Source organism: Rhizobium sp. 10N414, assembly GCF_056394785.1.
Window position 1 is genome coordinate 362,727 of sequence record NZ_JBFTIN010000002.1, and the last position, 23,362, is coordinate 386,088.

The 23,362-nt window shown below is 58.4% G+C and carries 21 protein-coding genes and 1 pseudogene; 14 read left to right on the forward strand and 8 right to left on the reverse strand.

Annotated elements, in window-relative coordinates; translation table 11 throughout:
- The first annotated feature begins 207 nt into the window (after positions 1-207).
- Positions 208-480 (forward strand): hypothetical protein, encoded by a 273-nt coding sequence (locus AC1DE4_RS04910; protein ID WP_018855691.1) that lies wholly within the window; start codon positions 208-210, stop codon positions 478-480.
- Positions 481-852: 372 nt separating this feature from the next.
- Here the strand turns inward: AC1DE4_RS04910 and AC1DE4_RS04915 are convergent, their stop codons facing one another.
- Entirely contained in the window at positions 853-1,389 is a 537-nt protein-coding gene (locus tag AC1DE4_RS04915; protein ID WP_025662244.1) for an Lrp/AsnC family transcriptional regulator, read from the reverse strand.
- Positions 1,390-1,490: 101 nt separating this feature from the next.
- Between AC1DE4_RS04915 and AC1DE4_RS04920 the strand changes: the two genes are divergently transcribed.
- The 4 genes from AC1DE4_RS04920 (at position 1,491) to AC1DE4_RS04935 (ending at position 5,357) form a co-directional block, all read left to right on the forward strand.
- Positions 1,491-2,990: an aminotransferase class V-fold PLP-dependent enzyme gene (locus tag AC1DE4_RS04920; protein ID WP_025662245.1), complete on the forward strand. Its 1,500-nt coding sequence runs from the start codon at positions 1,491-1,493 to the stop codon at positions 2,988-2,990.
- Positions 2,977-3,855, forward strand: coding sequence for an MBL fold metallo-hydrolase (locus AC1DE4_RS04925; RefSeq protein WP_025662246.1), 879 nt, complete (start codon positions 2,977-2,979; stop codon positions 3,853-3,855). The genes AC1DE4_RS04920 and AC1DE4_RS04925 overlap by 14 nt, the downstream gene beginning before the upstream one ends.
- The gene (locus AC1DE4_RS04930) at positions 3,824-4,642 is read left to right on the forward strand and encodes a sulfite exporter TauE/SafE family protein (protein WP_477880305.1); all 819 of its coding nucleotides are present in this window, start codon (positions 3,824-3,826) and stop codon (positions 4,640-4,642) included. Before AC1DE4_RS04925 ends, AC1DE4_RS04930 begins: the two co-directional genes overlap by 32 nt.
- Before the next feature lie 472 nt (positions 4,643-5,114).
- Positions 5,115-5,357: a DUF982 domain-containing protein gene (locus AC1DE4_RS04935; RefSeq protein WP_025662248.1), complete on the forward strand. Its 243-nt coding sequence runs from the start codon at positions 5,115-5,117 to the stop codon at positions 5,355-5,357.
- A gap of 140 nt (positions 5,358-5,497) precedes the next feature.
- Here AC1DE4_RS04935 and AC1DE4_RS04940 read toward each other — a convergent pair whose 3' ends face one another.
- Both AC1DE4_RS04940 and AC1DE4_RS04945 read right to left on the reverse strand, forming a co-directional pair.
- A complete protein-coding gene (locus tag AC1DE4_RS04940; protein WP_025662249.1) occupies positions 5,498-5,986 on the reverse strand; it encodes an SRPBCC family protein in 489 nt (162 codons plus the stop codon).
- Complete coding sequence (locus tag AC1DE4_RS04945) at positions 5,986-6,321, reverse strand: ArsR/SmtB family transcription factor (RefSeq protein ID WP_025662250.1); 336 nt, start codon at positions 6,319-6,321, stop codon at positions 5,986-5,988. The genes AC1DE4_RS04940 and AC1DE4_RS04945 overlap by 1 nt, the downstream gene beginning before the upstream one ends.
- A 145-nt stretch (positions 6,322-6,466) precedes the next feature.
- Here AC1DE4_RS04945 and AC1DE4_RS04950 point away from each other — a divergent pair, with 145 nt between their 5' ends.
- Positions 6,467-7,108, forward strand: a complete 642-nt coding sequence (locus AC1DE4_RS04950) for a dihydrofolate reductase family protein (RefSeq protein ID WP_477880307.1) — start codon at positions 6,467-6,469, stop codon at positions 7,106-7,108.
- A gap of 160 nt (positions 7,109-7,268) precedes the next feature.
- On the opposite strand, the gene AC1DE4_RS04955 is transcribed toward AC1DE4_RS04950, so the two are convergent.
- A complete protein-coding gene (locus AC1DE4_RS04955) occupies positions 7,269-8,285 on the reverse strand; it encodes an Lnb N-terminal periplasmic domain-containing protein (protein WP_477880309.1) in 1,017 nt (338 codons plus the stop codon).
- A gap of 365 nt (positions 8,286-8,650) precedes the next feature.
- Entirely contained in the window at positions 8,651-9,733 is a 1,083-nt protein-coding gene (locus AC1DE4_RS04960) for a LacI family DNA-binding transcriptional regulator (RefSeq protein ID WP_025662253.1), read from the reverse strand.
- Positions 9,734-9,982: 249 nt separating this feature from the next.
- Here AC1DE4_RS04960 and AC1DE4_RS04965 point away from each other — a divergent pair, with 249 nt between their 5' ends.
- From AC1DE4_RS04965 to AC1DE4_RS04995, 7 genes are all read left to right on the forward strand, one after another.
- A complete protein-coding gene (locus tag AC1DE4_RS04965) occupies positions 9,983-10,957 on the forward strand; it encodes an autoinducer 2 ABC transporter substrate-binding protein (RefSeq protein WP_025662254.1) in 975 nt (324 codons plus the stop codon).
- Between the two features lie 115 nt (positions 10,958-11,072).
- Positions 11,073-12,563: a sugar ABC transporter ATP-binding protein gene (locus AC1DE4_RS04970; protein WP_477880312.1), complete on the forward strand. Its 1,491-nt coding sequence runs from the start codon at positions 11,073-11,075 to the stop codon at positions 12,561-12,563.
- Complete coding sequence (locus AC1DE4_RS04975; protein WP_477880314.1) at positions 12,556-13,572, forward strand: ABC transporter permease; 1,017 nt, start codon at positions 12,556-12,558, stop codon at positions 13,570-13,572. Before AC1DE4_RS04970 ends, AC1DE4_RS04975 begins: the two co-directional genes overlap by 8 nt.
- The gene (locus AC1DE4_RS04980; RefSeq protein WP_025662257.1) at positions 13,569-14,564 is read left to right on the forward strand and encodes an ABC transporter permease; all 996 of its coding nucleotides are present in this window, start codon (positions 13,569-13,571) and stop codon (positions 14,562-14,564) included. Before AC1DE4_RS04975 ends, AC1DE4_RS04980 begins: the two co-directional genes overlap by 4 nt.
- Positions 14,565-14,566: 2 nt before the next feature.
- Entirely contained in the window at positions 14,567-15,415 is an 849-nt protein-coding gene (locus tag AC1DE4_RS04985) for a TIM barrel protein (RefSeq protein WP_113160778.1), read from the forward strand.
- A gap of 69 nt (positions 15,416-15,484) precedes the next feature.
- Positions 15,485-16,132: a nucleoside triphosphate hydrolase gene (locus tag AC1DE4_RS04990; RefSeq protein WP_477880316.1), complete on the forward strand. Its 648-nt coding sequence runs from the start codon at positions 15,485-15,487 to the stop codon at positions 16,130-16,132.
- 89 nt (positions 16,133-16,221) lie between these two features.
- On the forward strand, positions 16,222-17,091 hold the full coding sequence (locus AC1DE4_RS04995; RefSeq protein WP_025662260.1) for a D-psicose 3-epimerase: 870 nt from the start codon (positions 16,222-16,224) through the stop codon (positions 17,089-17,091).
- Between the two features lie 420 nt (positions 17,092-17,511).
- Here the strand turns inward: AC1DE4_RS04995 and AC1DE4_RS05000 are convergent, their stop codons facing one another.
- Complete coding sequence (locus tag AC1DE4_RS05000) at positions 17,512-19,059, reverse strand: acetolactate synthase large subunit (RefSeq protein WP_477880319.1); 1,548 nt, start codon at positions 19,057-19,059, stop codon at positions 17,512-17,514.
- A 262-nt stretch (positions 19,060-19,321) separates the two neighbouring features.
- The gene (locus tag AC1DE4_RS05005) at positions 19,322-21,259 is read right to left on the reverse strand and encodes a GTP-binding protein (protein ID WP_477880321.1); all 1,938 of its coding nucleotides are present in this window, start codon (positions 21,257-21,259) and stop codon (positions 19,322-19,324) included.
- A gap of 444 nt (positions 21,260-21,703) precedes the next feature.
- Between AC1DE4_RS05005 and AC1DE4_RS05010 the strand changes: the two genes are divergently transcribed.
- Complete coding sequence (locus AC1DE4_RS05010) at positions 21,704-22,807, forward strand: NADH:flavin oxidoreductase/NADH oxidase (RefSeq protein ID WP_477880342.1); 1,104 nt, start codon at positions 21,704-21,706, stop codon at positions 22,805-22,807.
- A 162-nt stretch (positions 22,808-22,969) separates the two neighbouring features.
- Here the strand turns inward: AC1DE4_RS05010 and AC1DE4_RS05015 are convergent.
- Positions 22,970-23,362, reverse strand: a pseudogene (locus AC1DE4_RS05015) (sugar-binding domain-containing protein); the annotation flags it as partial.

The window sequence follows — 23,362 nt, forward strand, 5'->3', positions numbered from 1 at the left end:
CCTCGGCTGGATCCTTCCTGCCATCTGGATTTCATTCGCCACCAGACGACTGATCCTGCGGGTGGCTTTCATAACGAACTCTGCGACGTGGAACTCCGTCATCCCACCGCCACCAATTCACAACCCAGCAAAAACAGGGCACAGTAGCTTTGCGCGATGGACCGCGGCCCTTGATCCGGCCGCCGTCGTCGTCGCAGGGAGGATGCCATGCCGACGATTATTGGCTATCACAACATCACAAAGGGCGCGAAACACTGGCTCACCTCACCAAAGCGGGAGGAGTTTTTTGGTCCGCTCGGGGTTACCAACATCCGAACGTTTGTTGATCCTCAGGATCCGACTCGCGTGGCGTTGATGATGGACGTTGCAGATATGGATGGCTTGCAGGCGGCGATGCAGAGCAAGGCCGCCGCTGATGCGATGGCCTTCGACGGGGTGGTGCCGGAGTCTCTGGTGATCCTCGTCGAATCGAAGGGGTAATCGCTTCGCCTGAATAGGCTCTCCTTCGGTGCCGTTTCAACTTCGCTCACCGCCGGACGTCCAACCGACGGCTGGCGGACGCCGCCGTTCTGGCAACGCCTTGTCCCTACCCGCGGCGGGCGAGACAGCCCAGGGTGTGCGAGTGAGTTTGGCGAGACCCGGGACGGGCGGGGAGGTTGGGCGGCACCTTCCTGCCGCTTTCTGCAAGGCGGTCGGCGTCGAAGGAGAAGCAGGGTGAGCCTGCGTCGCTGCCTTGCCCCGCAAAATGGAGGTCCTTTTGCGGTCGAAAATGTTGATCGTTTTCTTCCTCCACGGGGATGTTTGCGGTGCGAAAGCAACACCGGCGGAAGAATTCAGTCCGTTGCCGAGGCACTAGAGGCGGTCACGCGTCGGGGTCACTTTCGGCGGGGTGGATCCCGGGGCCTTGGAGGTCAGTTTTCTCAACTCGACCGGCCGATTGTTGATGATCGCTTCCATGGAAAAGAAGCCTGTCACCGTTGCAAGGTCGAAGTTCGTGATCAGTTTCTGATAAAATGCGTCGTAGCCGGACATGCCTTTGGTGATGACCTTGATCAGATAGTCCCAATCCCCGCCGATCCGATAAAAGTCGATTACCTCCGGCAGGCCCTCGACATGCGCGCGGAATCCTTCGCTCCATTCCTTCGAATGGTGGCGCGTCCGGATCATCACGAAAACGGTGAGGTCTAACCCCAGCGCCTGGAGATCGATATCGCAGTGTGCGCCTTTGATCAGGCCGATGGAATGAAGACGTTGCAGTCGCCGCCAGCAGGCATTTTGAGACAAGCCGATCTTCTCCGCGAGATCGCGCTGCGAGAGATTGGCATCGTGCTGCATCGCACTCAGTATCTTCATATCAAAATCGTCAATTTTTGTAGCTTCTTCGTTCATATGATACGTCTTTTACAGAAATTAGCGAAAATTAGGTGACTTTTTTGAGCCTGAAGGAGGATACGATCGGTGTCAACGCCCCGAGGCGAAGGAGAACGATCGTGGACTTTGCACAACCTGCGGCACGACAGACTGAATCCCCAATTTCCAGATTTCGCCGAAGTTTGAAACGCAACGGCCTCGTGGACAACCTCCGGGAAGGGCTGGTCGGATCGCATGCGACGATCGACGGGCCGTACGGGGCGAAGGAACTGGTCTATGCAGACTACGTTGCATCCGGTCGCGCGCTCCACCAAATCGAGCGTTTCATCCTGGAAGACATCCTTCCCTACTATGCCAACAGTCACACGGAGGCTTCCTACTGCGGAGGGTTCATGACCCGTATGCGCCGGGAAGCACGCGCGATGATCGGGGAATTCTGTGGGGCGAGTGAACAACATGCAGTAATTTTCACGGGCTCAGGCGCGACGTCTGGCATCAATCGCCTCGTCAAGCTCTATGGCATTGCCGAGGCGGTTTCGGCTGGTAAGCACGTTCGCATTGTTGTCGGCCCTTACGAGCATCACTCGAACATCCTGCCCTGGCGGGAAAGTGGTGCCGAGGTTGTCGAGATAGCCGAGAGTCCATCGGGCGGACCTGACCTGTCGCTGCTGACAGATGCGCTCAAGCACGGTAACGCCGATTTGGTGGTGTGCGCGCTGTCCGCTGCCTCAAACATCACCGGCATCACCAGCGACGTCGCGGCGATTACTGCGATGGTCAAGGCTGCTGGCGCAAAGATGATTTGGGACTATGCGGGGGCCGGTCCCTATGTGCCGATTTCCATGTCACCTGCCGCCGATGCGGAAATCGACGCGATCGTTGTTTCGCCGCACAAGTTCATCGGTGGCCCAGGTGCCTCCGGAATCCTGATCCTTCGGCGCGACGGGCTTTCGACGAAGAAACCGACCTGGCCGGGTGGTGGCACGGTGAAGTTCGTCTCGCCGCAGACGCATGATTATAGCGACAGTCTCGAATCGCGCGAAGAAGCCGGTACACCGAATGTGGTCGGTGATATCCGTGCGGCCCTCGCATTCATCGTCAAGGATGCGATCGGGGCTGATGCGATGACGATACGCAATCGCGAGCTTGCACGACGTGCACTCCAAGCCTGGAAGGACGTCCCGCAACTGGAGTTGCTCGGTCTGTCCAATGCCGATCGGCTGCCGATTTTCTCCTTCAGAGTGAGAAACGGGAAGGGCGGCTACGTCCACCAGCAACTGGTGACGCGAATGCTCAGTGACCGCTTCGGAATCCAGGCGCGCGGTGGCTGCGCTTGTGCAGGGCCTTATGTCCACCGACTGCTGTCGATCGATGAACAGCAGTCCGAGGAGATCAGACAGGCCATTCTCTCGGGAGACGAACTAAAGAAGCCCGGCTTTGTCCGGCTGAACTTTAGTGTGCTGCTACCGGACGAGAAGGTGCAGTTCATTCTCGATTCAGTGGCAACAATCGCAACTGACGCGACGACCTTCGAAAAGGATTACGACGTCGATCCGAGCCGGGCGATCTTCTTTGCGCGTGGAGCAGCACCGGAGGGCAGCCCCCATGCAAAAACCTGAGGTCGCCGGATTTTACGACCCGCGCACTGGCAGTATCCAGTATGTCGTCTCGTGCCCCAAAACGCGAAACTGCGCCATCATCGACCCGGTGCTGGATTTCGACGAGAAGTCCGGCACGACCGCTTCGACAAATGCGACCATCATCCTCGATTATATCGAGGACAACGACCTGAAGCTTGAGTGGATCTTGGACACTCATCCTCATGCGGATCACTTCTCGGCAGCCAGTTATCTCAAGGCAAAAACCGGAGCGCCAACGGCGATCGGGGAGCATGTGACGGCAGTGCAGCAGATCTGGAAAGATATCTACAACTGGCATGATTTCGCATGCGACGGTTCGCAATGGGATCGGCTCTTTCGTGATGGTGACACATTCAACATCGGCGAGCTCGAGGTCCGCGTCATGCATTCGCCCGGCCATACCCTGGCGTCGATCACCTACGTCGTGGGCGACGCAGCCTTCATCCATGATACACTGTTCATGCCCGATGGCGGCTCCGCCCGCGCTGACTTTCCAGGCGGCAGCGCAGCCAGCCTGTGGCAGTCAATCCAGGATATCCTGAGCCTGCCGGAGGAGACACGCCTCTTCACCGGCCATGACTACATGCCGCAAGGACGTCAGGCACTTTGGGAAAGCTCGGTTGCAGAGCAGCGTAGGAAGAACCCGCATGTCGCAGGCCAATCGCGACGTGACTTCATCGGCTTGCGGGAAGCCCGCGACAGGATCCTGCCCATGCCAAAGCTTATCTTGCACGCGCTGCAGGTGAATATACGGGGAGGGGAACTGCCTCCGATCGAGGAGAACGGCCGTCGTTATCTAAAAATTCCCCTCGATGCATTGTCGGGATCGGCGTGGGGCGCGTAACAAGGTGGATGGCAGTCTCTCGCAACTCATGCTTGCTCTCGGCTCAGGATCGTTGATCGGCTGTATTCTCGGTTTGATTGGCGGAGGCGGATCAATCCTCGCCACGCCGCTGCTGGTGTATGTTGTCGGAATGCGCGATGTGCACACCGCGATTGGCACAGGGGCTCTCGCTGTTTCGGCCAATGCCTATCTCAATCTGGCCGGCCATGCGGTGAAGGGTCATGTCTGGTGGCGATGCGCCTTGATCTTTGCGATCGCCGGATGTCTCGGTGCCTACATGGGTTCCAGTCTGGGGAAGCTCATCGACGGCAAAAATTTGCTCTTCATGTTTGGCCTCATGATGATGCTCGTCAGTTTCATGATGCGAGGGACGAGGAACCGAGCGGATGTTACCGAGCAGTCGCTGACGATACGGACACACGGGAAGACAAGCCTGATTGCGCTTTTTGCCGGCGGATGTTCCGGCCTTTTCGGAATAGGGGGCGGTTTCCTTATTGTGCCCGGTCTCCTCGTCGCAACGGGAATGCCTCTCATAAACGCGATTGGAACCTCGCTGCTCGCGGTCGGCACCTTCGGATTGGCGACGGCCGTGAACTATGCCGCGTCGGGCTTTGTCGATTGGCTTACTGCGGGCTATTTCATTCTAGGTGGCATCGGTGGCGGTATCATCGGCACGATTGCCGCCACGCGACTGGCGAACTACAGGAACATCCTCGCGCAGGTCTTCAGGTGGGTGATATTTTGCGTCAGTCTGTATGTTCTCTGGCGAAGCTACGCGGCATTCTAGCGACGAACAACCAAGACACGACGACAGTTGAATGCAAAGGCGGCAACGCCGGATGACTGCTCACGGGCCAGAACTCACTCTGGACGGGCGCGAGAACTTGCTACCTGGCACGCGCTAAGGCGTTCCTCCCGCAGCGCCATCCCGACAACCGACGCGTGGGCAGTTTCCGGTGGCAGCAGACGATCCACCGCCTATCAACAGGATAACCACAGCCTAACCAATTCAACAGGCAGGATTCTCTCTCCTTTTGAACCACTGCTACCTGGACCACGTAGGGAGAAGACCGGGAACAGGTTAGTATCTGCTGATCATTGGATGGGGCTGGGTAGCACACGAGGCGTGGGCGGTCGGCGACACTTTCTAGTCGACTGTCCGCGCGCTCGCGGCAGCATCTCGTGACCGCTCTAGGGGTCACGGAACTCTTCCACGAATTGCACGTTTGCCCGTCGCTAGAGCCAGTTGGGAGATCGTCATGTCAATCGTCAAGTGGGAGAAGCCCATTCAAATCTCAGTGGGCTCGCGAGGCAGCGAATTCGTATCGAGCGCCTTCGATGCCGTCCTGTTTCTGAAAGATAGCTGGGAGGACTGTGAAACGGTGTCCTTCCTCCAGGCGCGAAATGCCTGCCGGGGCGCCCTTGCCGGTCGCGTCGACGCCGAAGTAGCGCGTGCAAAGTTTCTGGAAGCAGTAACCGCGGCCAAGATGCGCGTGCACTAGCAAAGGATTGACGTGAGGAATCTCCCGTCAAACAGGCCTTCCTTGGCCGATTTCGTTCCGGGCCCATTGCGGTCATTGTCTCCGGGCAAAGCTTGTAGCAGCCTAAGTCAATGGCGATCTAGGGCTGATAGGCCAAACGCTCAGCGGTCGAGCCAGGCTGCCAGGCCATCGAGGGTTTGCAGTCCGTATTCGACTGCGCCAAAACCGATGACGATCCGACGCCGTACGGGGCTGGGGTGGAGCTGGCGCAAGGTCAGCACTGTTTTGCCGTCGGCCTGCTCATCGAAAGTCACCGTGACGCGGAAGCGGTCGGGATCGTCCGGGTCGGGTGTGCCATAGTCCATCACGATCCGCTCGTTCGGCACGATCTCCAGAAAGCGCATCAGATTCGGGAAGCGCTGCTCCTGGTCCTCGAACACGCCCACCATGTCGAACCGCCAGAGCCCACCCTCACGGATATCGGCCTCATGGCTCTCGATCCTAAGGCCGGCCGGACCGTACCATTCGGCAAGCGCCGCGGGGTCCATCCAGGCAGCAAAGACCTTGTCACGCGAGTGATTGAGCAGCTTCACCAGCACAATTTCCCGGTCAAGCGACCAGGTGTCAAACAGGGTTGCCATGGTCTTCATCAATCATCCTCTCCCGCTTTGTCCAGATAGACCTCCAGACGATCCAACCGCTCGGTCCAGCGCCTGCGCTCCGCTATCATCCAGTCCGCCGCCTCGTCGAAGCGCGCCTGTACCAAACGGCACCAGCGGCTGCGCCCGCGCTTCTCGCTGGCAATCAGTCCGCAATCTTCCAGTACTTTGAGGTGCTGGGCGAAGGAGGGCAGCGCCATGTCGAATGGCTCGGCCAGAACGCTGACCGGCACCTCGCCATCAGCCAGCCGTGATACAACCGCGCGACGCGTCGGATCGCTGAGAGCATGAAAGGCAAGGTCGAGTGGGGTCGAATGATAGGGCATGCGAATTGTTATGACGCATCGGAGTGGTGGTCAAGGACAATAAGGCACTTGCCTTAGTATAATAATCAATTATAAAGGCACCTGCCTTAGTATCGATGCCCTGGCTTGGGCGGCTAGGGCGCAACCACTCGCAAGGAGAGCTCCCATGGCAGTTCGTGTCGATCTCATGATCTCGCTCGATGGTTTCGCGACCACGACGGATCAAACGCCCGAGGTCCCGTTCGGGGAGGACTGGCCGCGCCTGGTCGGCGCATATGTGGCAACGCGAACTTTCCGTGAGCGCGTGCTCAAGGATACCAGCGGAGCCGGGACCACCGGGGTCGATGACGACTACGCGAAGGAATATTTCGCCAACGTGGGCGCCGAGATCATGGGCGCCGGCATGTTCGGGCTCCACATCTTCCCCGACGATCCGAACTGGTGTGGTTGGTGGGGCGAGGAGCCGCCCTTCCGAGTTCCGGTCTTCGTTCTCACACATAAGCCTCGCCCCTCCATAGAGATGGCTGGCGGTACCACTTTCCATTTCCTCAATACCACTCCGGTTGATGCGCTCAAGCAGGCTGTTGCGGCGGCGAGCGGCAAGGATGTGCGGATCGGCGGTGGGCCGACTGTTGTTCGTGACTTTCTGAGAGCAGGTTTTGTCGATCGCCTTCATGTTGCAATTGCGCCGATCCTGCTCGGTCGCGGCGTACGCTTGTGGGACGATCTACGTGGCTTGGAGACTGGCTACGAAGTCAAAGCTGAAACGGCGCCGAGCGGAACCATCCATCTTACCTTCCAACGCTGACCGCCAGCCTGTAACTTGGGAGGTCACGGCCTCAAGCATTCTTCCCAAGCCAGGAGTGTTGTCTCGCTGGCCAACCTGCGTCACCGCGACGTGAAGCTATTCCTCCTTTCGAGGTTTCGGCAGCTTCCAGGCGCGATCGAAACAATGGCACGTCTCTCGCTTATTGCGGATCCGCCGGCGGTGTCGAAGGTACGCCGACGCGTATCGACTTTGAGAAGCGCGGCGACAATGCGTCGACCCGCGCCCGCTGGTCAATATGAGCGGCGGTCCTGAGTTCGGCGAGCGACACTGACATATCCAACGCCCCATGATCGTAGGCGTAGTCCGGGAGATAGCCATTGACGATGAGACGCCAGTCGAAGGGAACGGTGCCTCCAACCACGCGCATCATCTTGACGACCGTCGTCGTGCAATTGCTCGTAAGCGAGTTGTAGAAAGCCGGCGTCGCGGCAAGGGCATTGGCGTCGGCAACATACTCGCGCAGGAGCGCACGTGCCTGTTCCGGGGATGCTTTCAGGCGGTAGATTTGCACATCTTCGCGACGGACGTTCGAACGGACGCCCACGACATCCCGCTCGTCTGCCGCGATGATCACCAAAGGATTGCTTTTGAACAAATCGGCGACGGGCGAGAATGCACCTCCAACCCGGCGACGGACTTCGATCGACCACGCAAGCTGCTCGCCACCTTCAAAACCAAAGCTAAAAATCACGTGGGCAATCTCTGGCCCGGCCCAATAGGACATGAACAGGTCGACTGTCCGAAGCTTGCCCATGTCGTAGGAGCGCGTCGTCCAGCGCTCGAGGAAGTCAGTACTGCCATGCCACTCGAAATCCCGCACATTTGTCAGTGTCAGCAGGTCGCCGTTGAATTCGCCTGTGACCTGTCGAGCGACATCGGGTGCCCAGGATGCATTCTTGAGGGGCTTGATCGTATGCCACCAGACCAGGACAAGTGCGAACGTCGCTGCGAATATAACGACGGCTTTGAAACGCCACGGGCCAAACAATCTCGTGATTGTGAACAACCCCAAAAGAGCGAATAGCCCGGCGGTAAAGCCTCTGGCCAACTCCGAAACGGGAAGGCGATACCACAATGCAAGTAATGCCCATGTAACGGCTATCGCTATGAGGATTGCGAGTAGAACAGCGAGAATCGCCCACACTGAACGACGCAATTTACTCTCCTCCCGTTTCAATTGGTGCAGAAAATCTCGCTGCAGCACACTAGCCGGCGAGATCAGCAAGACGCCACAAAGAGCTTATTGCGACCGCAATTCGTACAGGTCTTACCACATGCTACAGTATTCGTTTGTTCAAATGCTTTCTGTTATGGGCACCGTGCGAGACGTTGCATCGCCTGGTAGCGAGGTCGTCCATCTCAGTGCATTAGCCCCATGGCGGCAATTGTCGCAAGCCAGCCACGGCCGTTGCATACTTTTCTCGAACGGCGGCTTCGCACCAAACGTTGCCTTTGAAGGCGGCACCCATCCGCAAAGCGTGGCGATTTCCCACCTCCCACGGATCGAGACGTTTCACCACGTCATCGACGCGCGAGGTCATGTACCGCAATCGGATCCTTCAAAGCGTCGAGCGGCCCTTCCAACGCAGTTCGCGGCGGAACCAACTGTGGCTCGATCATCACGAGCTGTGGGTTCGTGTCCTGCTCTTCTAAAAGCTCGAAGCCTCTTTCGAGCATATCAGCTGTGTTCGGCCTGATCATATAGACAGGAAACGGCAAAAATGAACCAAACGGGTCATAGTCGAAACATCCGACCACGATATCTTCGAAAGCTACCCCGCCGTGGCGGCTCATGAAGCGCAGCAACCCCTCGAAATTTATGGACGAGTTAATGAAGAAGCAGCGCGGCAGCCTGCCATGGCGTTCGAAGAACCGCTCGAAGGCAAGCTGTGTCATGCCCGGCGAGTATCCCGTGGTCTCGATATCGCCCTCGGTATCCACTCCAAAAATAGATCGCTTCACCGCATGAAAGCCCAGGATGCGATCGCGGCTGGCATGGTCGTCGCGGCCGCCAAACATGAATACGTCCTCAGCACCGAGTGGCCCCATTCCTTCAGCGTGGCGGATAATTGCCGAGGTCAGCGCTTCTGCACCCCGTCGGTTGTCCGAGATCACCGACGGTGCGTACTTCCCGGGAAGGTCGATATTCACGTGCGGCAATCCCGCACGGGCGCACACCTGATGGACGCCGTCCGGATCAGTGGCGCCTGCGATAAATAGCGAATCAATCGAATACGCGATCAACGACTCTACGGTGCGCCGTTCTTCCTCAGGATCGCGCCGGCCGGAGACCACCACCGGCAGTAAACCGCGCTTGCGTGCCTGCGCCTCGAAGGTCTGAGCCATCGAGGAAAAGAAGCGGGTGTCGTAAACAGGCAAGAGCAGTCCGGCCAGTCCCGAGCGGGAACTTCTCAACGCCCGAGCCTGGCGATTGGCGGTGTAACGATGCGCTTTTGCGAGCGACAGGATCTTTTCGGCTGTTTCTTCCGATATCCGCCGCTTCCGCCACGTGCCATTGAGGACGGAGGCTACCGTCGAGGCGGTTACGCCCGAGATCACCGAAAGATCGTAAATTGTTGCTTTCTTTTGCTCTTTTTCCGTCATCCGCAGACTCCTCCACCGCTCCGTTTCTCTAGATCAATGGTCCTCTTGACGAAAGTCCGTTCCGTGTTAATGTTATTGCACCATCGATGGTGCTCAATTGCAAGAGCGATTGTGCGCGATGGCAAGTCACTTAGAGGAGGTGACAGGGAGGAGGTTCCGATGGTCGGAGCCGAAACGTTCAACGCGGGAGCGCTACCGTTCCTGTGAACGGATCTTGCTTGTCAGCACTATTGGAGGAGGAAAGATCCAATGAGAAAAATGCTCGCCGCGACGCTTGGTCTGTCGCTCGTACTTCTGGCATCCACCGCCTTCGCTGGTCCGAAGATCGGCGTCGTCGTTAAAATCGGCGGCATACCGTGGTTCAATGCCATGGAAGCTGGGATCAAGGAACAAAGTGCCAAGCTCGGCGTCGAAGGCTTTATGGTTGGGCCGACCAGTGCAGACCCGGCACTCCAGGTCCGCGCCATCGAAGATCTGATCGCGCAGAAGGTTGATTATATCGGCGTGGTGCCGAATGACGCGAAGGTACTGGAGCCGGTTCTCAAGAAGGCGCAGGAGGCCGGCATCAAGGTCATCACGCATGAATCGCCCAAGCAGGTCGGTGCCGACTGGGATTTTGAACTCGCTTCGGCCAAGGGCTTCGGCGAAGCACATGGCAAGCTCCTCGCCGAGAAGATGGGCGGCAAGGGCTCCTATGCGGTGTTCGTCGGCTCCTTGACCGTTCCGCTGCACAACGCTTGGGCCGACGCGGCGATCGCCTATATCAAGGCCAACTATCCCGACATGAAGCTGGTGGGCGACCGCTATGGTGTTGCCGAAGACGTCGACAAAAGCCGCTCGACCGCTCTCGACCTTATGGCGGCCAACGCCGATCTCACGGGCTTCCTGGCATTCGGCTCGCAGGGGCCGATTGGCGCAGGTCGCGCGGTGGAAGAGCGCCGCAAGGACGGAAAGGTATTCGTCATCGGTCCGTTCTCTCCAGGGCAGGGAGCAAAGCTCATCAAATCAGGTGCTTTGACGGGCGGCTTCATGTGGAACCCGAAGCAGGCTGGCGAGGTCTTCGTGACGCTTGCCGACCGAATTTCCAAGGGCGAGACGCCGAAGGCTGGYGACGACATTGAGGGCCTTGGAAAGATCAATCCCGAGGGCAACACCATCATCGTCGACCAACTGCTGGCCATCAACAAGGACAGCATCGACAAGCTCGTTGGCATGGGCCTTTAATCCTCCCGGGACCCACGCCCTGAGGTCGCGGGGACATATTCCCCGCGACCTCCTTACGGACAATGCAAAACCTGGGGCCGACCGCTGAAGCAGCGGTTGAACAGGAGGATATTCCATGAGCGTCGAACCGCTGCTTTCACTCAAGAACATCAAGGTCACCTTTGGCGGCGTACGCGCGCTGAAGGGTGTGTCCTTCGAGGTCAACCCCGGAGAAGTCCACTGTCTCGCTGGCGAGAACGGATGCGGCAAGAGCACGCTCATCAAGGTGATTACCGGCGTCTACAAACCACAGGACGGTGCTGAATTCTATTTCGACGGCAACCCGATCTCGGCCATGACACCCACTCTGGCGCAATCGCTCGGGATTCAGGTGATCTGGCAAGACTTGGCGCTATTCGGCGAAATGAGCGTCGCCGAAAACATAGGCTTCCAGTACGCAGTCAACGGCAAATATGGGCTTGTCGACAAGCGTGCCATCGAGGACGCGGCTGAAAAGGCACTCGCCCGCCTTGGGGTGAGCATCGACATTCATCTCCCCCTCAAGGAGTTGCCGATCGCGCAGCGCCAGATCGTTGCGATAGCGCGCGCCCTTGTGGGCGAAGCCCGGCTCGTCTTCATGGATGAGCCGACGGCGTCGCTGACCCAATCGGAAACCGACTATCTCATTGACATCGTCCGCAACCTTTCCGCTTCAGGAGTGGCGGTGGTCTTCGTGTCGCACCGTCTCGCGGAAGTCCTCGAAATATCCGACCGAATGACCGTGCTTCGCGACGGGGCGCTCGTTGGTGTCTTCCCAGTCGAGGGGATGACGCAGTCACGAGTAACCGAACTGATGACCGGCAGGAACTTCGACAGTTCCGTTATCGCTACCGATCACGACAACGAGGCGGTCGTGCTCTCCGTGCGGGGACTGACGCGAGCCGGCGAGTTCGAGGATATTTCGTTCGATCTTCGCCGAGGAGAGACGCTCGGGATCACCGGCCTTCTCGGAGCAGGGCGCACCGAGCTAGCTCTTACGCTCTTTGGGATGCACCGTCCACAGGCGGGCGGGGTCACCATCGAAGGTGAGCGGGTCAGGTTCGGTTCCAATCGAGACGCCATTCGTGCTGGTGTTGCCTACCTTTCGGAAGACCGCTTGTCGCTTGGCCTCAATCAGCCACAGTCGATCGCCGACAACCTTGTTATGGCATCGCTTGATAAGCTACTGTCCGGCGGGATGATCTCGCCAGCCAAGAAGGCGAGCGTTGTCAGCCATTGGATCTCGGCGCTCGGCGTCAAGATTGGAACGCCAGACGACCCCATCCGGACTTTGTCTGGCGGCAACCAACAACGCGTGGCAATCGCCAAGTGGCTCGCGATCGGCCCGAAGATCCTCATCCTGGACGCCCCAACCGTAGGCGTCGACGTCGGCGCGCGAGCGGGCATCTTCGACATTGTGCGCAAGCTTGCGGCTCAGGGGCTGGCGATCATTCTGATCTCCGACGAGCCGCCCGAGGTCTACTTCAATGCCGACCGCATCATTCACATGGTCGAGGGCAAGATCCACGCGACCTATGATCCGCGACAGTTGTCGCTCAGCGAACTGGAGTCTGCCGTCTATGCGTAGGCTGATCCTTGGACACACAACCGAATTCACACTTCTGGCGGTCATGGTCGTGCTTTGCATCGGGCTGTCTTTTGGCACCGACCGTTTTCTTACGATCTCGAACGCTTTTGATGTGCTGAACGTCTCGGCCGTCAACATCATCTTTGCCGTCGGACTTCTAGTCGTCTTGATTTCTGGCGGGATAGACATCTCCTTCGCCGTTGCCGCATCGGTGGTCCAATACGTCACGGCGCTTGCGCTTGGCGCGCTGGGTGGCGGCAACTGGGCTGAAGGCTTCATCATCGCGGGGGCCGTTGGGGCCGGCCTCGGGCTGATCAATGCCGCATTGGTCTACCGGCTTCACATCATCTCGATCGTAGCGACGATCTCGACCTTCAACATCTTCTTCGGACTGCTGATGTTCTTCACCAAGGGCGTGTCGATCTACGATCTGCCGGAATGGCTGACGACGCGCGTCGTGTTCTTTGAACACGAGATGGCCGATGGATCGTGGGTCGAACTCACACTTCCGGTGGTGGTGATGATCCTCTGCTGCTTTGCGACCTGGTTTATGATCTCGAGGACGACGATCGGCCGACAGCTTTACGCTTTCGGAGACAATCCCGAAGGAGCACGTCGCTTCGGGATCAACATCGGCGCAATGCACTACATCTCGTTTGGATGGCTTGGCCTGATGGCTGGCATCGCCGGCCTGATGCAGGCTCACTACGCCGAGGAAGTTGTTCCGAATGCGCTTTATGGTCGCGAACTCGACGTCCTCGCCGCCACGGTTCTCGGTGGTGCGCGGCTGGGTGGTGGTAAGGGATCCGTTATTGGCTGCGTCCTCGGGGTCTTGATGGTTTCGATCACGCAGAACGGGCTCAACCTGATGGGCGTGTCGCCCTTCGCGTTCAAGATGATCGTCGGCGCAATCATCCTCATCGCCATCACGCTCTCTTCCGCGCGCATCGACAAGCTTCTGCCATTCCTCGCGAAAAGCAACGCCAAAAGGGGGAGCTCGCACTCATGAAAGCCATCGCTCAAAAGTTCAACGCCACCTTCGGCGCGGATATGACCGGCCCGGCGATCGCATTCTTAGCGGTGATGGTGATCTTCGGACTGGCCGCCAACAACTTCATTTCGGCGGCAACCTTCGGATCGGTGGCATTCCAGCTTCCCGAACTCGGACTTCTGACGCTTGCGATGCTGCTGCCACTTTTGACGGGCGGGATCAACCTCTCGGTGACGTTCACCGCAAACCTATCTGGACTGGCCGCGGCCTGGGTCATGCAATCGTACGGCGGCGTAGATGCCTCGCCGACGGCATTCCTGCTGGGCGTCCTTGCTGCGCTGGCGACCGGCGGCGCCGCAGGCCTCATGACCGGCGCTGCCATTGCCTACACGCGGGCCCACCCGATCCTTGTCACGCTGTCGATGATGATCTTCTTGCGCGGGCTTGGCGAGTTCCTCACGCGAGGCGGCGACGTGTCCGGGTTTCCGAGCTTCATCGCTCCTATCGGACACGGGTCGCTCTTCGGATTTCCTATTCCGCTCCTGATTTTCATAGCCTGCGTCGGGATCTGGCAGCTTCTGCTGACGCGCTTCAAGCTCGGCTTCGGCCTGCTGATGATCGGTTCAAACATCGAGGCGGCTCGATACTCCGGCCTGAATACGCGTCGCATACTGGTGCTGGTCTACACGCTGTCGGGTCTGATGTGCGCCGTCGCAGGTGTGATAATGCTCGCCCGCTTCAACTCGGTCCGCGTCGGCCACGGCGAGTCCTATCTGCTGATCACCGTGCTCGCCGCGTTTCTCGGCGGCATCGACCCGTTCGGCGGTTTCGGTCGCGTATTGCCGGTCTTTGTCGCTCTCATCGTGCTCCAGCTCCTTTCGTCGGGTCTGAACCTGATGGGTGCAAACCAGCATCTGGCAACGGCGCTCTGGGGCGTGCTGATGATCGTCGTCATGGCCGCAAGAACTATCGTTTCAACTTACATCGCATCACGCAGAAAGAAGGGATGACCGTGCAAGGTTTCGGAATTCACGCGAGCATGTGGACTATGAACTGGGACCGCGCAGGCGCGGAGCGGGCCATTGCCGGTGCTAAAAAGTACAAGATGGAATTTATCGAAATTCCACTCGCTGACGCGCCGTCGGTCGATGCCAAGCACACTCGCGACCTTTTGGAAAAACATGGCCTGCGTGCAGCATGCTCGCTCGTACTGCCGGAAGCGGCATGGGCCTCGGCAAGGCCGGACGCCGCTATCCGGCACCTGAAGGTGGCGATAGACAAGGCGGCCGAGATGGGCGCCGAGGCACTTACGGGCGTCACCTACGGCGGTACCAACGAACGCACTGGAGCTCCTCCGACACAGGCGGAGTACGACAACGTCACGCGTGCGCTCGAGGCGGCCGCGAAGCATGCCAAATCCCAGGGCATCCAGTTCGGCGTTGAAGCCGTGAACAGGTACGAAAACCATCTGGTCAACTCGGCAGAACAAGCCGTGGCTTTGGTCGAACGCATCGGTGTGGACAACGTGTTCGTCCATCTCGACACGTTCCACATGAACATCGAGGAGAAGGGGGCCGCAAACGGCATCCTGGCCGCGCGCGATCACCTCAAATACATGCATCTTTCGGAAAGCGATCGAGGAACCCCCGGTGCAGGCAACGTGCCTTGGGATCCGATCTTCGCCGCTTTGTCGGCGATCGGCTTCAAGGGCGCGCTTACCCTGGAGAGTTTCGTCAGCATGCCGCCGGAGATGGCTGGCGACATATCGACCTGGCGGCCGGTTGCGCGTGACGAGGAGGAAGTCATGGGCAATGGCCTCTCTTTCCTGCGCAACAAAGCCGCACAATACCAACTGGCATGACCTCGCAACGGTGAGCGCCCCCAACGGCGTTGGTAGCGGAAAGTGCGAAGTGGCAATGGGAGGAAATCCTTGAGCAAGATTGAACGAAACGCGCGGGAGATCGCGAAGATCGCGGCACAACTCTTCAACGAAAGCAACGGTCGGAGAGTTCTGATAGCCGTAGCGGGCGCACCCGGTTCAGGTAAATCCACGCTCGCGGAGCGCGCCGTGGAGACTATCAACAAGGATCATCACCTCACCGCAGCCCTGTTTCCGATGGACGGATACCACTATGACGATGTCGTCCTGGAGCAGATGGGGCGCCGGCCCTACAAGGGGGCAATCGACACCTTCGATGCTCATGGTCTGCGTCACATGCTCAAGCGCTTGAAGGCCAACGAGGACGACGTCGTTGCCGTTCCGGTATTCGACCGCTCTATCGAGATCGCGCGGGCTGGCGGCAATCTAATTCCCCGGTCGACGAACATCATTGTCTGCGAAGGCAACTACCTGCTGGCGCGCCAGTCGCCCTGGGACAAGTTGAAGGAGATTTTCGACTTCACCGTATTCGTCGACGTGGACGAGGATCACCTGCGGCAGAGACTTCAGAACCGCTGGCGGAGCTACGGCCTCGATCCGACGGAGATCAATCGGAAGGTCGAAGAGAACGATCTGCCGAACGGACTTGCGATCGTAGCGGGAAGCGCGGAGCCCGACCTCCGCATCGAGAACAACTGATCAGTGAAGGTCGACCGGAGGTAGCTGCGGTCCGCCACTGCCAACCCCGCCAGGGACATTCGGCGGGATCTACTACATTGGAGACTCCTATGAAACACGGAATTTACTACTCTTACTGGGAACACGAGTGGAGCGCAAAATTCGGCCCCTACGTCGAGAAGGTAGCCAAACTCGGCTTCGACGTCATCGAGGTAGCTGCACACCATATCAATGAATACAGCGACGCCGAACTGGCAGAAATCAGACGGGCCGCAACGGACAATAACATCGTCCTCACGGCCGGGATCGGTCCTTCGAAATCCAAGAACCTTTCATCACCGGACATTGCGGTGCGCCAGGCGGGAAAGGCATTCTTCGAGCAAACGCTTACAAACGTCGCAAAGCTTGACATCAAGACGATCGGCGGCGCGCTGCATTCCTATTGGCCGGTGGACTACTCGAAGCCAGTCGACAAGGAGGGCGACCGGGCTCGCGGGGTCGAGGGTATTCATGGCATTGCGGATTTCGCCGCCAACTTGGGAATTAACCTCTGCATCGAAGTCCTGAACCGCTTCGAGAACCACGTTCTCAACACCGCCGCAGAGGGTGTCGCATTCGTGAGGGATGTCGGGAAGCCGAATGTTAAAGTGATGCTCGATACCTTCCACATGAACATCGAGGAGGACAGCTTCGGCGAGGCGATCCGCACCGCCGGCCCGCTGCTCGGACATTTCCATACGGGTGAAAGCAACCGTCGAGTGCCCGGTAAAGGAAGAATTCCTTGGCACGAGGTCGGCCTGGCACTTCGCGAGATCAACTATACCGGCGCTGTGGTCATGGAGCCGTTCGTAAAGACCGGTGGAACGATCGGATCTGATATCAGGGTCTGGCGCGACCTCACCGACGGCGCAGACGAAACGAAAATGGACGAGGATGCTCGAAACTCTCTGGCATTTTCTCGATTTGTACTCGGCGGCTGATCTTGACAGTGCGTTCAGCCCCTTGGATCACGTTGCATAGATGCAAGAGGGATCCGAATTGGAGACCTCAGAAGATTGGCGAAACTCAGGCCACAAGGACCGCGGCGTCATCGCCAATTGAAAGGAACATAGACCAACCCTGCGCACGTGCGCAGGGTATCTACCCGTAACCCGCTGCGCAAAAGACCGAAACCACCGGATGAGCAGCCATTCCATCGAGTTCTTCAGCGATACGGCGCTTTGCGGTCATCGACCCTCGGGCGCCGGCCAGACCAGTCATTGATCAAGGGAGAGGTATCCCGACGCTCTGCAATAGCCAGCTCCAAGGGTTGTGGGGAACAGGGAACCGCATCTGCGGCTCAGCTTTCCACCTGACTTCGAAAGATGCTGCGCTCCTGTTGAGGAAGGTCCCACCCCAAGTCAGATGATGGCCTCTATAAGAAAGGGGCCGCTACGCTGCAATGCGGTGCTGAGGAGATCGTTGAATTCCTCACAGGACCGCGCTCGTGCAGCTTCGACTCCCATTCCTCTTGAAACAGAAACCCAATCCCATTCCGGTTTATCAAGGTCCAACATGCGCCGCGCGTTCGTTCCGATCGACCCCACGCCAACGTTCCGCATCTCCCCGTGGAGGACAGCGTACGCCCGGTTGGCGAATATGATGGTCACTACGTCGAGGTTTTCACGGGCCTGTGTCCACAGGGCTTGCACAGTATACATGGCGCTTCCGTCCGCCTGCAGATTGATGACTTTCCTACCCGGACATGCAATTGCTGCGCCCGTGGAGAGAGGTATCCCGCACCCAATGGCTCCTCCCGTCGTCATCAGGTAATCATGCGGGGCTGCGGCGGCAGACAGCTCGAAGAACCTACGCGCAGACGTGATCGCCTCATCGGCGACGATAGCATTCTCCGGGAGTTTCTGGGTGACCATGAGCGAAATGGCGTCGTCGGTCAGCTGTCCGCGCGGAATGGAGTCGTCACGGAGGGCGGAAACTGTCCTCGGCGGGCTCCTGGCCTCTAGTTCGTCTCTCAGTGCTTCCAGCGCGGCCTTCAGATCTTCTCCGTGTTTCCCCAGAGTGAGGACCTCACAGCCTTCGCGGAGGAGCTTCCCCGGTTTTCCGGGATAAGCGAAGAACGCGACAGGTTCTGGCGCCCCCACCAAGACCATCACGTCGATGTCGCGCAGTACTCCTAATGCGGCGTCTATAGGGTAGGGGATGCGGGCAGGCGCGGCCCGACCTCCGCCTCGCTCCATCCTTGCTACCAGGACCTCGCTAAAAAGGCGGGCTTCGGTGGCGGCCGCGATTGAGCCTGCAATTTTGAGGCAATCTTCACGAGCGGCGGCTCCGCCGACGAGGATACCAGTTCGACCCCGCGCGTTGCGGAGCGCGGTGGCGGTGCGGTGCACAGTTTCCACGCTTGGAGCGGTCGGCTTTGCCACAATCAACCTTTTCGCCTGCGAAGGGGCACAGTCGCCCCATGCCGCGTCCGCCGGTAGTATTATCGTCGCTATCCCTGGGGGAGATAGTGCTGCCCGGTAGGCAGACTCAATGGACGGGGCCACATCCTCAGAACTGCGGATGCGATGCACCCAGTTAGACATAGGCGCTGCGAGACTTTCAATGTCACTGGTGAGCGGGGCGTCGAGTGGGAGGTGATAGGAGGCATGATCACCGACAATGTTGATCATGGGAACTCGGGCCCGACGTGCATTGTGGAGGTTTGCCAATCCGTTTGCGAGGCCAGGGCCCGTATGAAGCAAAGTCGCCGCGGGGCGATCTGTCATCCGCGCGTATCCGTCGGCTGCCCCCGTAACGACCCCTTCAAAGAGGCCGAGAACGCAGCGCAATTCCGGCTTTCGGTCCAGCGCCGCGACAAAGTGCATCTCCGACGTACCAGGATTCGCGAAGCATACGTTGACGTCATTCGCCAAAAGCGTGTCGCATAAGTTGTCAGCGCCGTTCATCGCAGCTCCCCCGAACGTTGAACGATGCTCGCATAAGGATGGGTACAGCGCAATCTGGCAGATGGGTATCTTGGCTTGGCGGCGCGGCGCGGCGCGGCGCGGAACAAGTCCTAAGGCTTTCCAAAGGTTGCAGCCGCCACTGCGGCCAGTCGACATTAATCGTGTTCACGCCCGGAATGTGTTCGTTCGTTTGGCGACTTGAGGTGGACACATGGTCATCACTTGTGGGAGCGGCGCGTGCGATGCCGCTCCCGCGAGTGTCTCAATGGATCGCCCGAAGATAGTCGGTGCTATCAAAGGGGTTTGCGCCCGTGCGAGCGCGAGGACGAGGCGGGACCGCAATGGGGCTGTGATGATCGAACGCGCTCTCCAAAACCCCGGCACCGCCGGACAATCCGGGCAGGGCCCGTCGAATGGTCTGAACCTGAGCGGAGGTAACCATGCCTCGCAATTGGGCGATACCGCCTTCAATTAGCGTTTCCTCGGTCGACGCTCCTGATTTTGCGAGTGCGACCAGCACGTTGGGTAATGCGGTTGCGGGGACCTGAAGCCGAAAACGCTCTATGGGCTCGCAGAGGATCGTTTGCGCGGAAGTAAGAGCTGCTGCCAAAACAAGTGGTGTAAGCCCTCGGAAGTCAGCTGCAGTGCTCGACGGCGAGTGATGTCGGACCGAAGTGAGCGCGACATGACAGTCGATTACCTGCCAGCCATGGATGCCAGCTCTTAGGGTCTCGGATACCGTCTCCTCAATGGCTCGGTAAAACCCAGCGGGCATTTGCCCCACATCCACTTCCATCGCGAAACTATTTCCTGTCCCTTCCGGGCGTGGCTCGACCCGTAGGCCAATCGTTGCCAGAAAGGGGTTAGGCTCCTTGAAAATGACTTCAAGTCCGCGTCCTGTCCCAATCGGCCGCTCGACAAGGATGACCGTACTTTCCTGAAACACCGCGTTAATTCCGTAGTCTGCAAGTAACGTTGCCTGGATGACTTCCTTCTGAACCTCGCCATAAAGCGACAGATACATTTCACTCGCATCTTCATTTGTGTGCAGGTTGATTAATGGATCCTGTTCCGACAGGTGTTGCAGGGCAACCCATAAAGCGCGGCTTTCCGACGGACGTTGCGGTGAGACCTGGGTCTCCAGTGTCGGTGGTGCGAATTGCCCTTCGAGATTAGAGCGACCGTCTGCTCCAACTTCATCCCCGATCCGCGCGTCGGTTAGCCCCCCAATCTTGGCGATTTGACCGGCGCGTGCATATTCGTGTCTATGCAGGTCTCCTTCGCCAAAAACCTGGATGCTCGTTACCTTCGCGTTGCCAGTTGGCAGTTGAAGCTGTCCACGCGCGGCTACCGTGCCAGAAGTCAGGTTAAGGTAGGCGAGCTTCTCTCCGCCCCAACCGCGCTCGATTTTGAAGATGCTTCCCTTTACCGGGCCGTCAGGAGAAGGGGTTCTGCTGGGCAAAAAGGTCTCGATTGCTGAGAGGAGTTCCGACACACCGGTGCCGGTCATTGCGACCCCGCAGTACACCGGATGAATCAGGCCATTGGCGACCTGATCTGAAAGGGCTGTGGTAAGCCGCGCTGGCGTCAACCGCTCCGGAGCAGCAACGAAGTCACGAAGCAGGCAGTCGTCATTGACGGTGAGCATCTCGCAAAGGGCCGAAAAACCCGGTTCGTGGCTGACATCGATTGATTTAGCGGTGGCAACGCGGCTTCCGATATCCCTCGCTTCCATCATGACTATCGGCCGCACCGCCAATTGCTTGGCGATGTCTGCAACGACGTCGAGGTAACGCGCTCCCACCCGGTCGATCTTGTTAACAAAGACAAGGAACGGAATGCCAAGTCGCTGCAGGGCGCGTACCAGCACTCGCGTCTGAGCTTGTACGCCTTCGACGGCCGATACGACGACAATGGCCGCATCGAGCAACCTCAATATTCGCTCGACTTCGGCGATGAAATCTGGGTGACCGGGAGTGTCGATCAGGTTGACGTCGAGGTCGTTGATCCGGAACGACACTACAGCCGCAGCGATGGTTATCCCGCGTTGTCGTTCTATGGCGAGGCTGTCTGTTTGGGTGTTGCCGCCATCGACACTGCCGAGTTTGGCGATTGCACCTGTATCGAAAAGGAGGCGTTCGGTAAGGCTAGTTTTGCCTGCATCCACATGAGCTAGGATGCCCAAATTTAATGTGCGCATGATCCATCAACTTCTCAAGATTTCGGGTTTGAACTTGTTGAGAAGTCACTCGGCGCATTGGGGCCTCCAGGATAGAGAGCTATCGGTATCTCAAGAAGGCGATACCCTTAGAACTTGTAGTGATGATGAGAAATTTCGTCAAGCGAGAGGCAGTCGGTGGTGGCCTCTTCAGCAGAAGCTCATCGTGGAAGGTCCGCAGTGTGTGGATCGTCAAGAAATGAGTAGCAAGCGGTGAGCTATCGAACGGCAGACCGATCGCAGGGATAGCGACGGAGCGGCGAGTATATGAATGCTCTGAGCCAAGCGCTAGCGTCGACTCGGGAGTGCCACTTCTGCGGCCGGGAAGTGGCAACTCAAAGACAATATGTTATTGAAAGGCCCGCTCAACGGAAGCAGTTGAAAGTAGACCTCTTGAAATGGAATTTCCCTGATCAAGGAGACTCAATGCCAAACCCTGTTCTGTTTTCCCCTTTCCGGGTTGCCGGGCTGGAGCTTGCGAACCGCATCGTCATCGCGCCCATGTGTCAATACTCAGCGGAGAATGGATGCACTACTGACTGGCACCTTATCCACTTGGGGCAGCTTGCGCTCTCCGGCGCGGGTTTGCTGACCATCGAGGCTACCGCTGTAGTGCCAGAAGGGCGGATCACATTCGCGGATATCGGTCTCTACGATGACGCAAGCGAAGCTGCCCTAGCTCGGACGCTGAATGGAGTGCGCCGATATTCGGATGTGCCGATTGCTATTCAGCTTGCACACGCCGGTCGCAAGGCGTCGACAGATATCCCGTGGCTGGGAGGCAAGCAGATCCCGCCAAGCTACGATAATGGTTGGCAAACTGAAGCGCCTTCTGGCGTGGCATTCCTTCAGGAGTACGTGCCGCCTACAGCGCTCGATCAGGAGGGACTAAAGCGTGTTCGCGACGCATTCGTCGCGTCGGCAAAACGTGCTGCCAGTATCGGTATCGACGCTGTCCAGATCCACGGTGCGCATGGCTATCTTCTGCATCAATTCCTTTCACCGTTGTCCAATCGGCGAACCGACGACTATGGCGGGTCGATCGAAAATCGAATGCGCTTTCCTCTGGAAGTCTTCGATGCCGTTAGGACTGCATTTCCAGCGGGCAGGCCCGTGACGATGAGGGTTTCGGCGACGGATTGGGTCGAGGGGGGGCTGGAACTGGCGGAGGTGATCGTCTTTGCAAAGGAGCTTGAGGCGAGGGGATGCGACGCGATCCACGTATCGAGCGGCGGGCTGGATGCCAAGCAAGCCATTCCCGTGGGACCAAGCTATCAGGTCCCACTTGCGCGGGCCATCAAGAATGAAATCAAGATCCCGGTCGTGGCGGTTGGTTTGATAACTGAGCCTGTGCAAGCTGAGGCGATCGTAGCCACCGGTGACGCGGATCTGGTCGCAATTGCACGGGCCGCACTCTACGACCCTCGTTGGCCTTGGCATGCAGCCGCAGCGCTGGGAGGTCAGGTATCCGCGCCTCCGCAATATCTGCGGTCGCAACCTTCACAGTACAAAACTCTATTCCGACCCTAGGGTTATACAGAAGTCTTAACCAATATGGTCAGCCGTTAACGCGCGTTAGGGCGGGTTCAACTCGGGCTCGGGATCAGAGAACTGGATGCGCGGCGAATGACGCCGAGGTCGAGGATAGCCGTGAACGTTCTGGCCACGTGGGCCACGGATGTTGCCAAGCGCCTAATCAACCAGTCTCTGAGCTGTGAACTTGTCTGTGATCAAAGTATCGATGACCCCGATTGGAAGGGCACCAGAAATTGCCGCGGTCTTCTCCGATCCGCCCGCCAAGGCTATAACGCGATCTCGCGGTGTAGGGTCCTCAAGTGGCAATCCCATCACCCGTTCATCCAGCGGCGTTTTCACAGCCTTCCCTTCTTTGTCAAAAAACCGAAGGGATATGTTCGCCAACTGCCCCAGCTTCAGCTAGCCTGAATCTCTCAAAGTAAAGGGTGCATCGGGCCCGCGAATCTGAGAAACTGCTTTTGCGACAAAGGCTTACCAGATTCGTTACGGAGGCCCGATGCAAACACACTGTATCTCCGCTCAGCTCGCATTTGAAGGCTTCGACGGTCA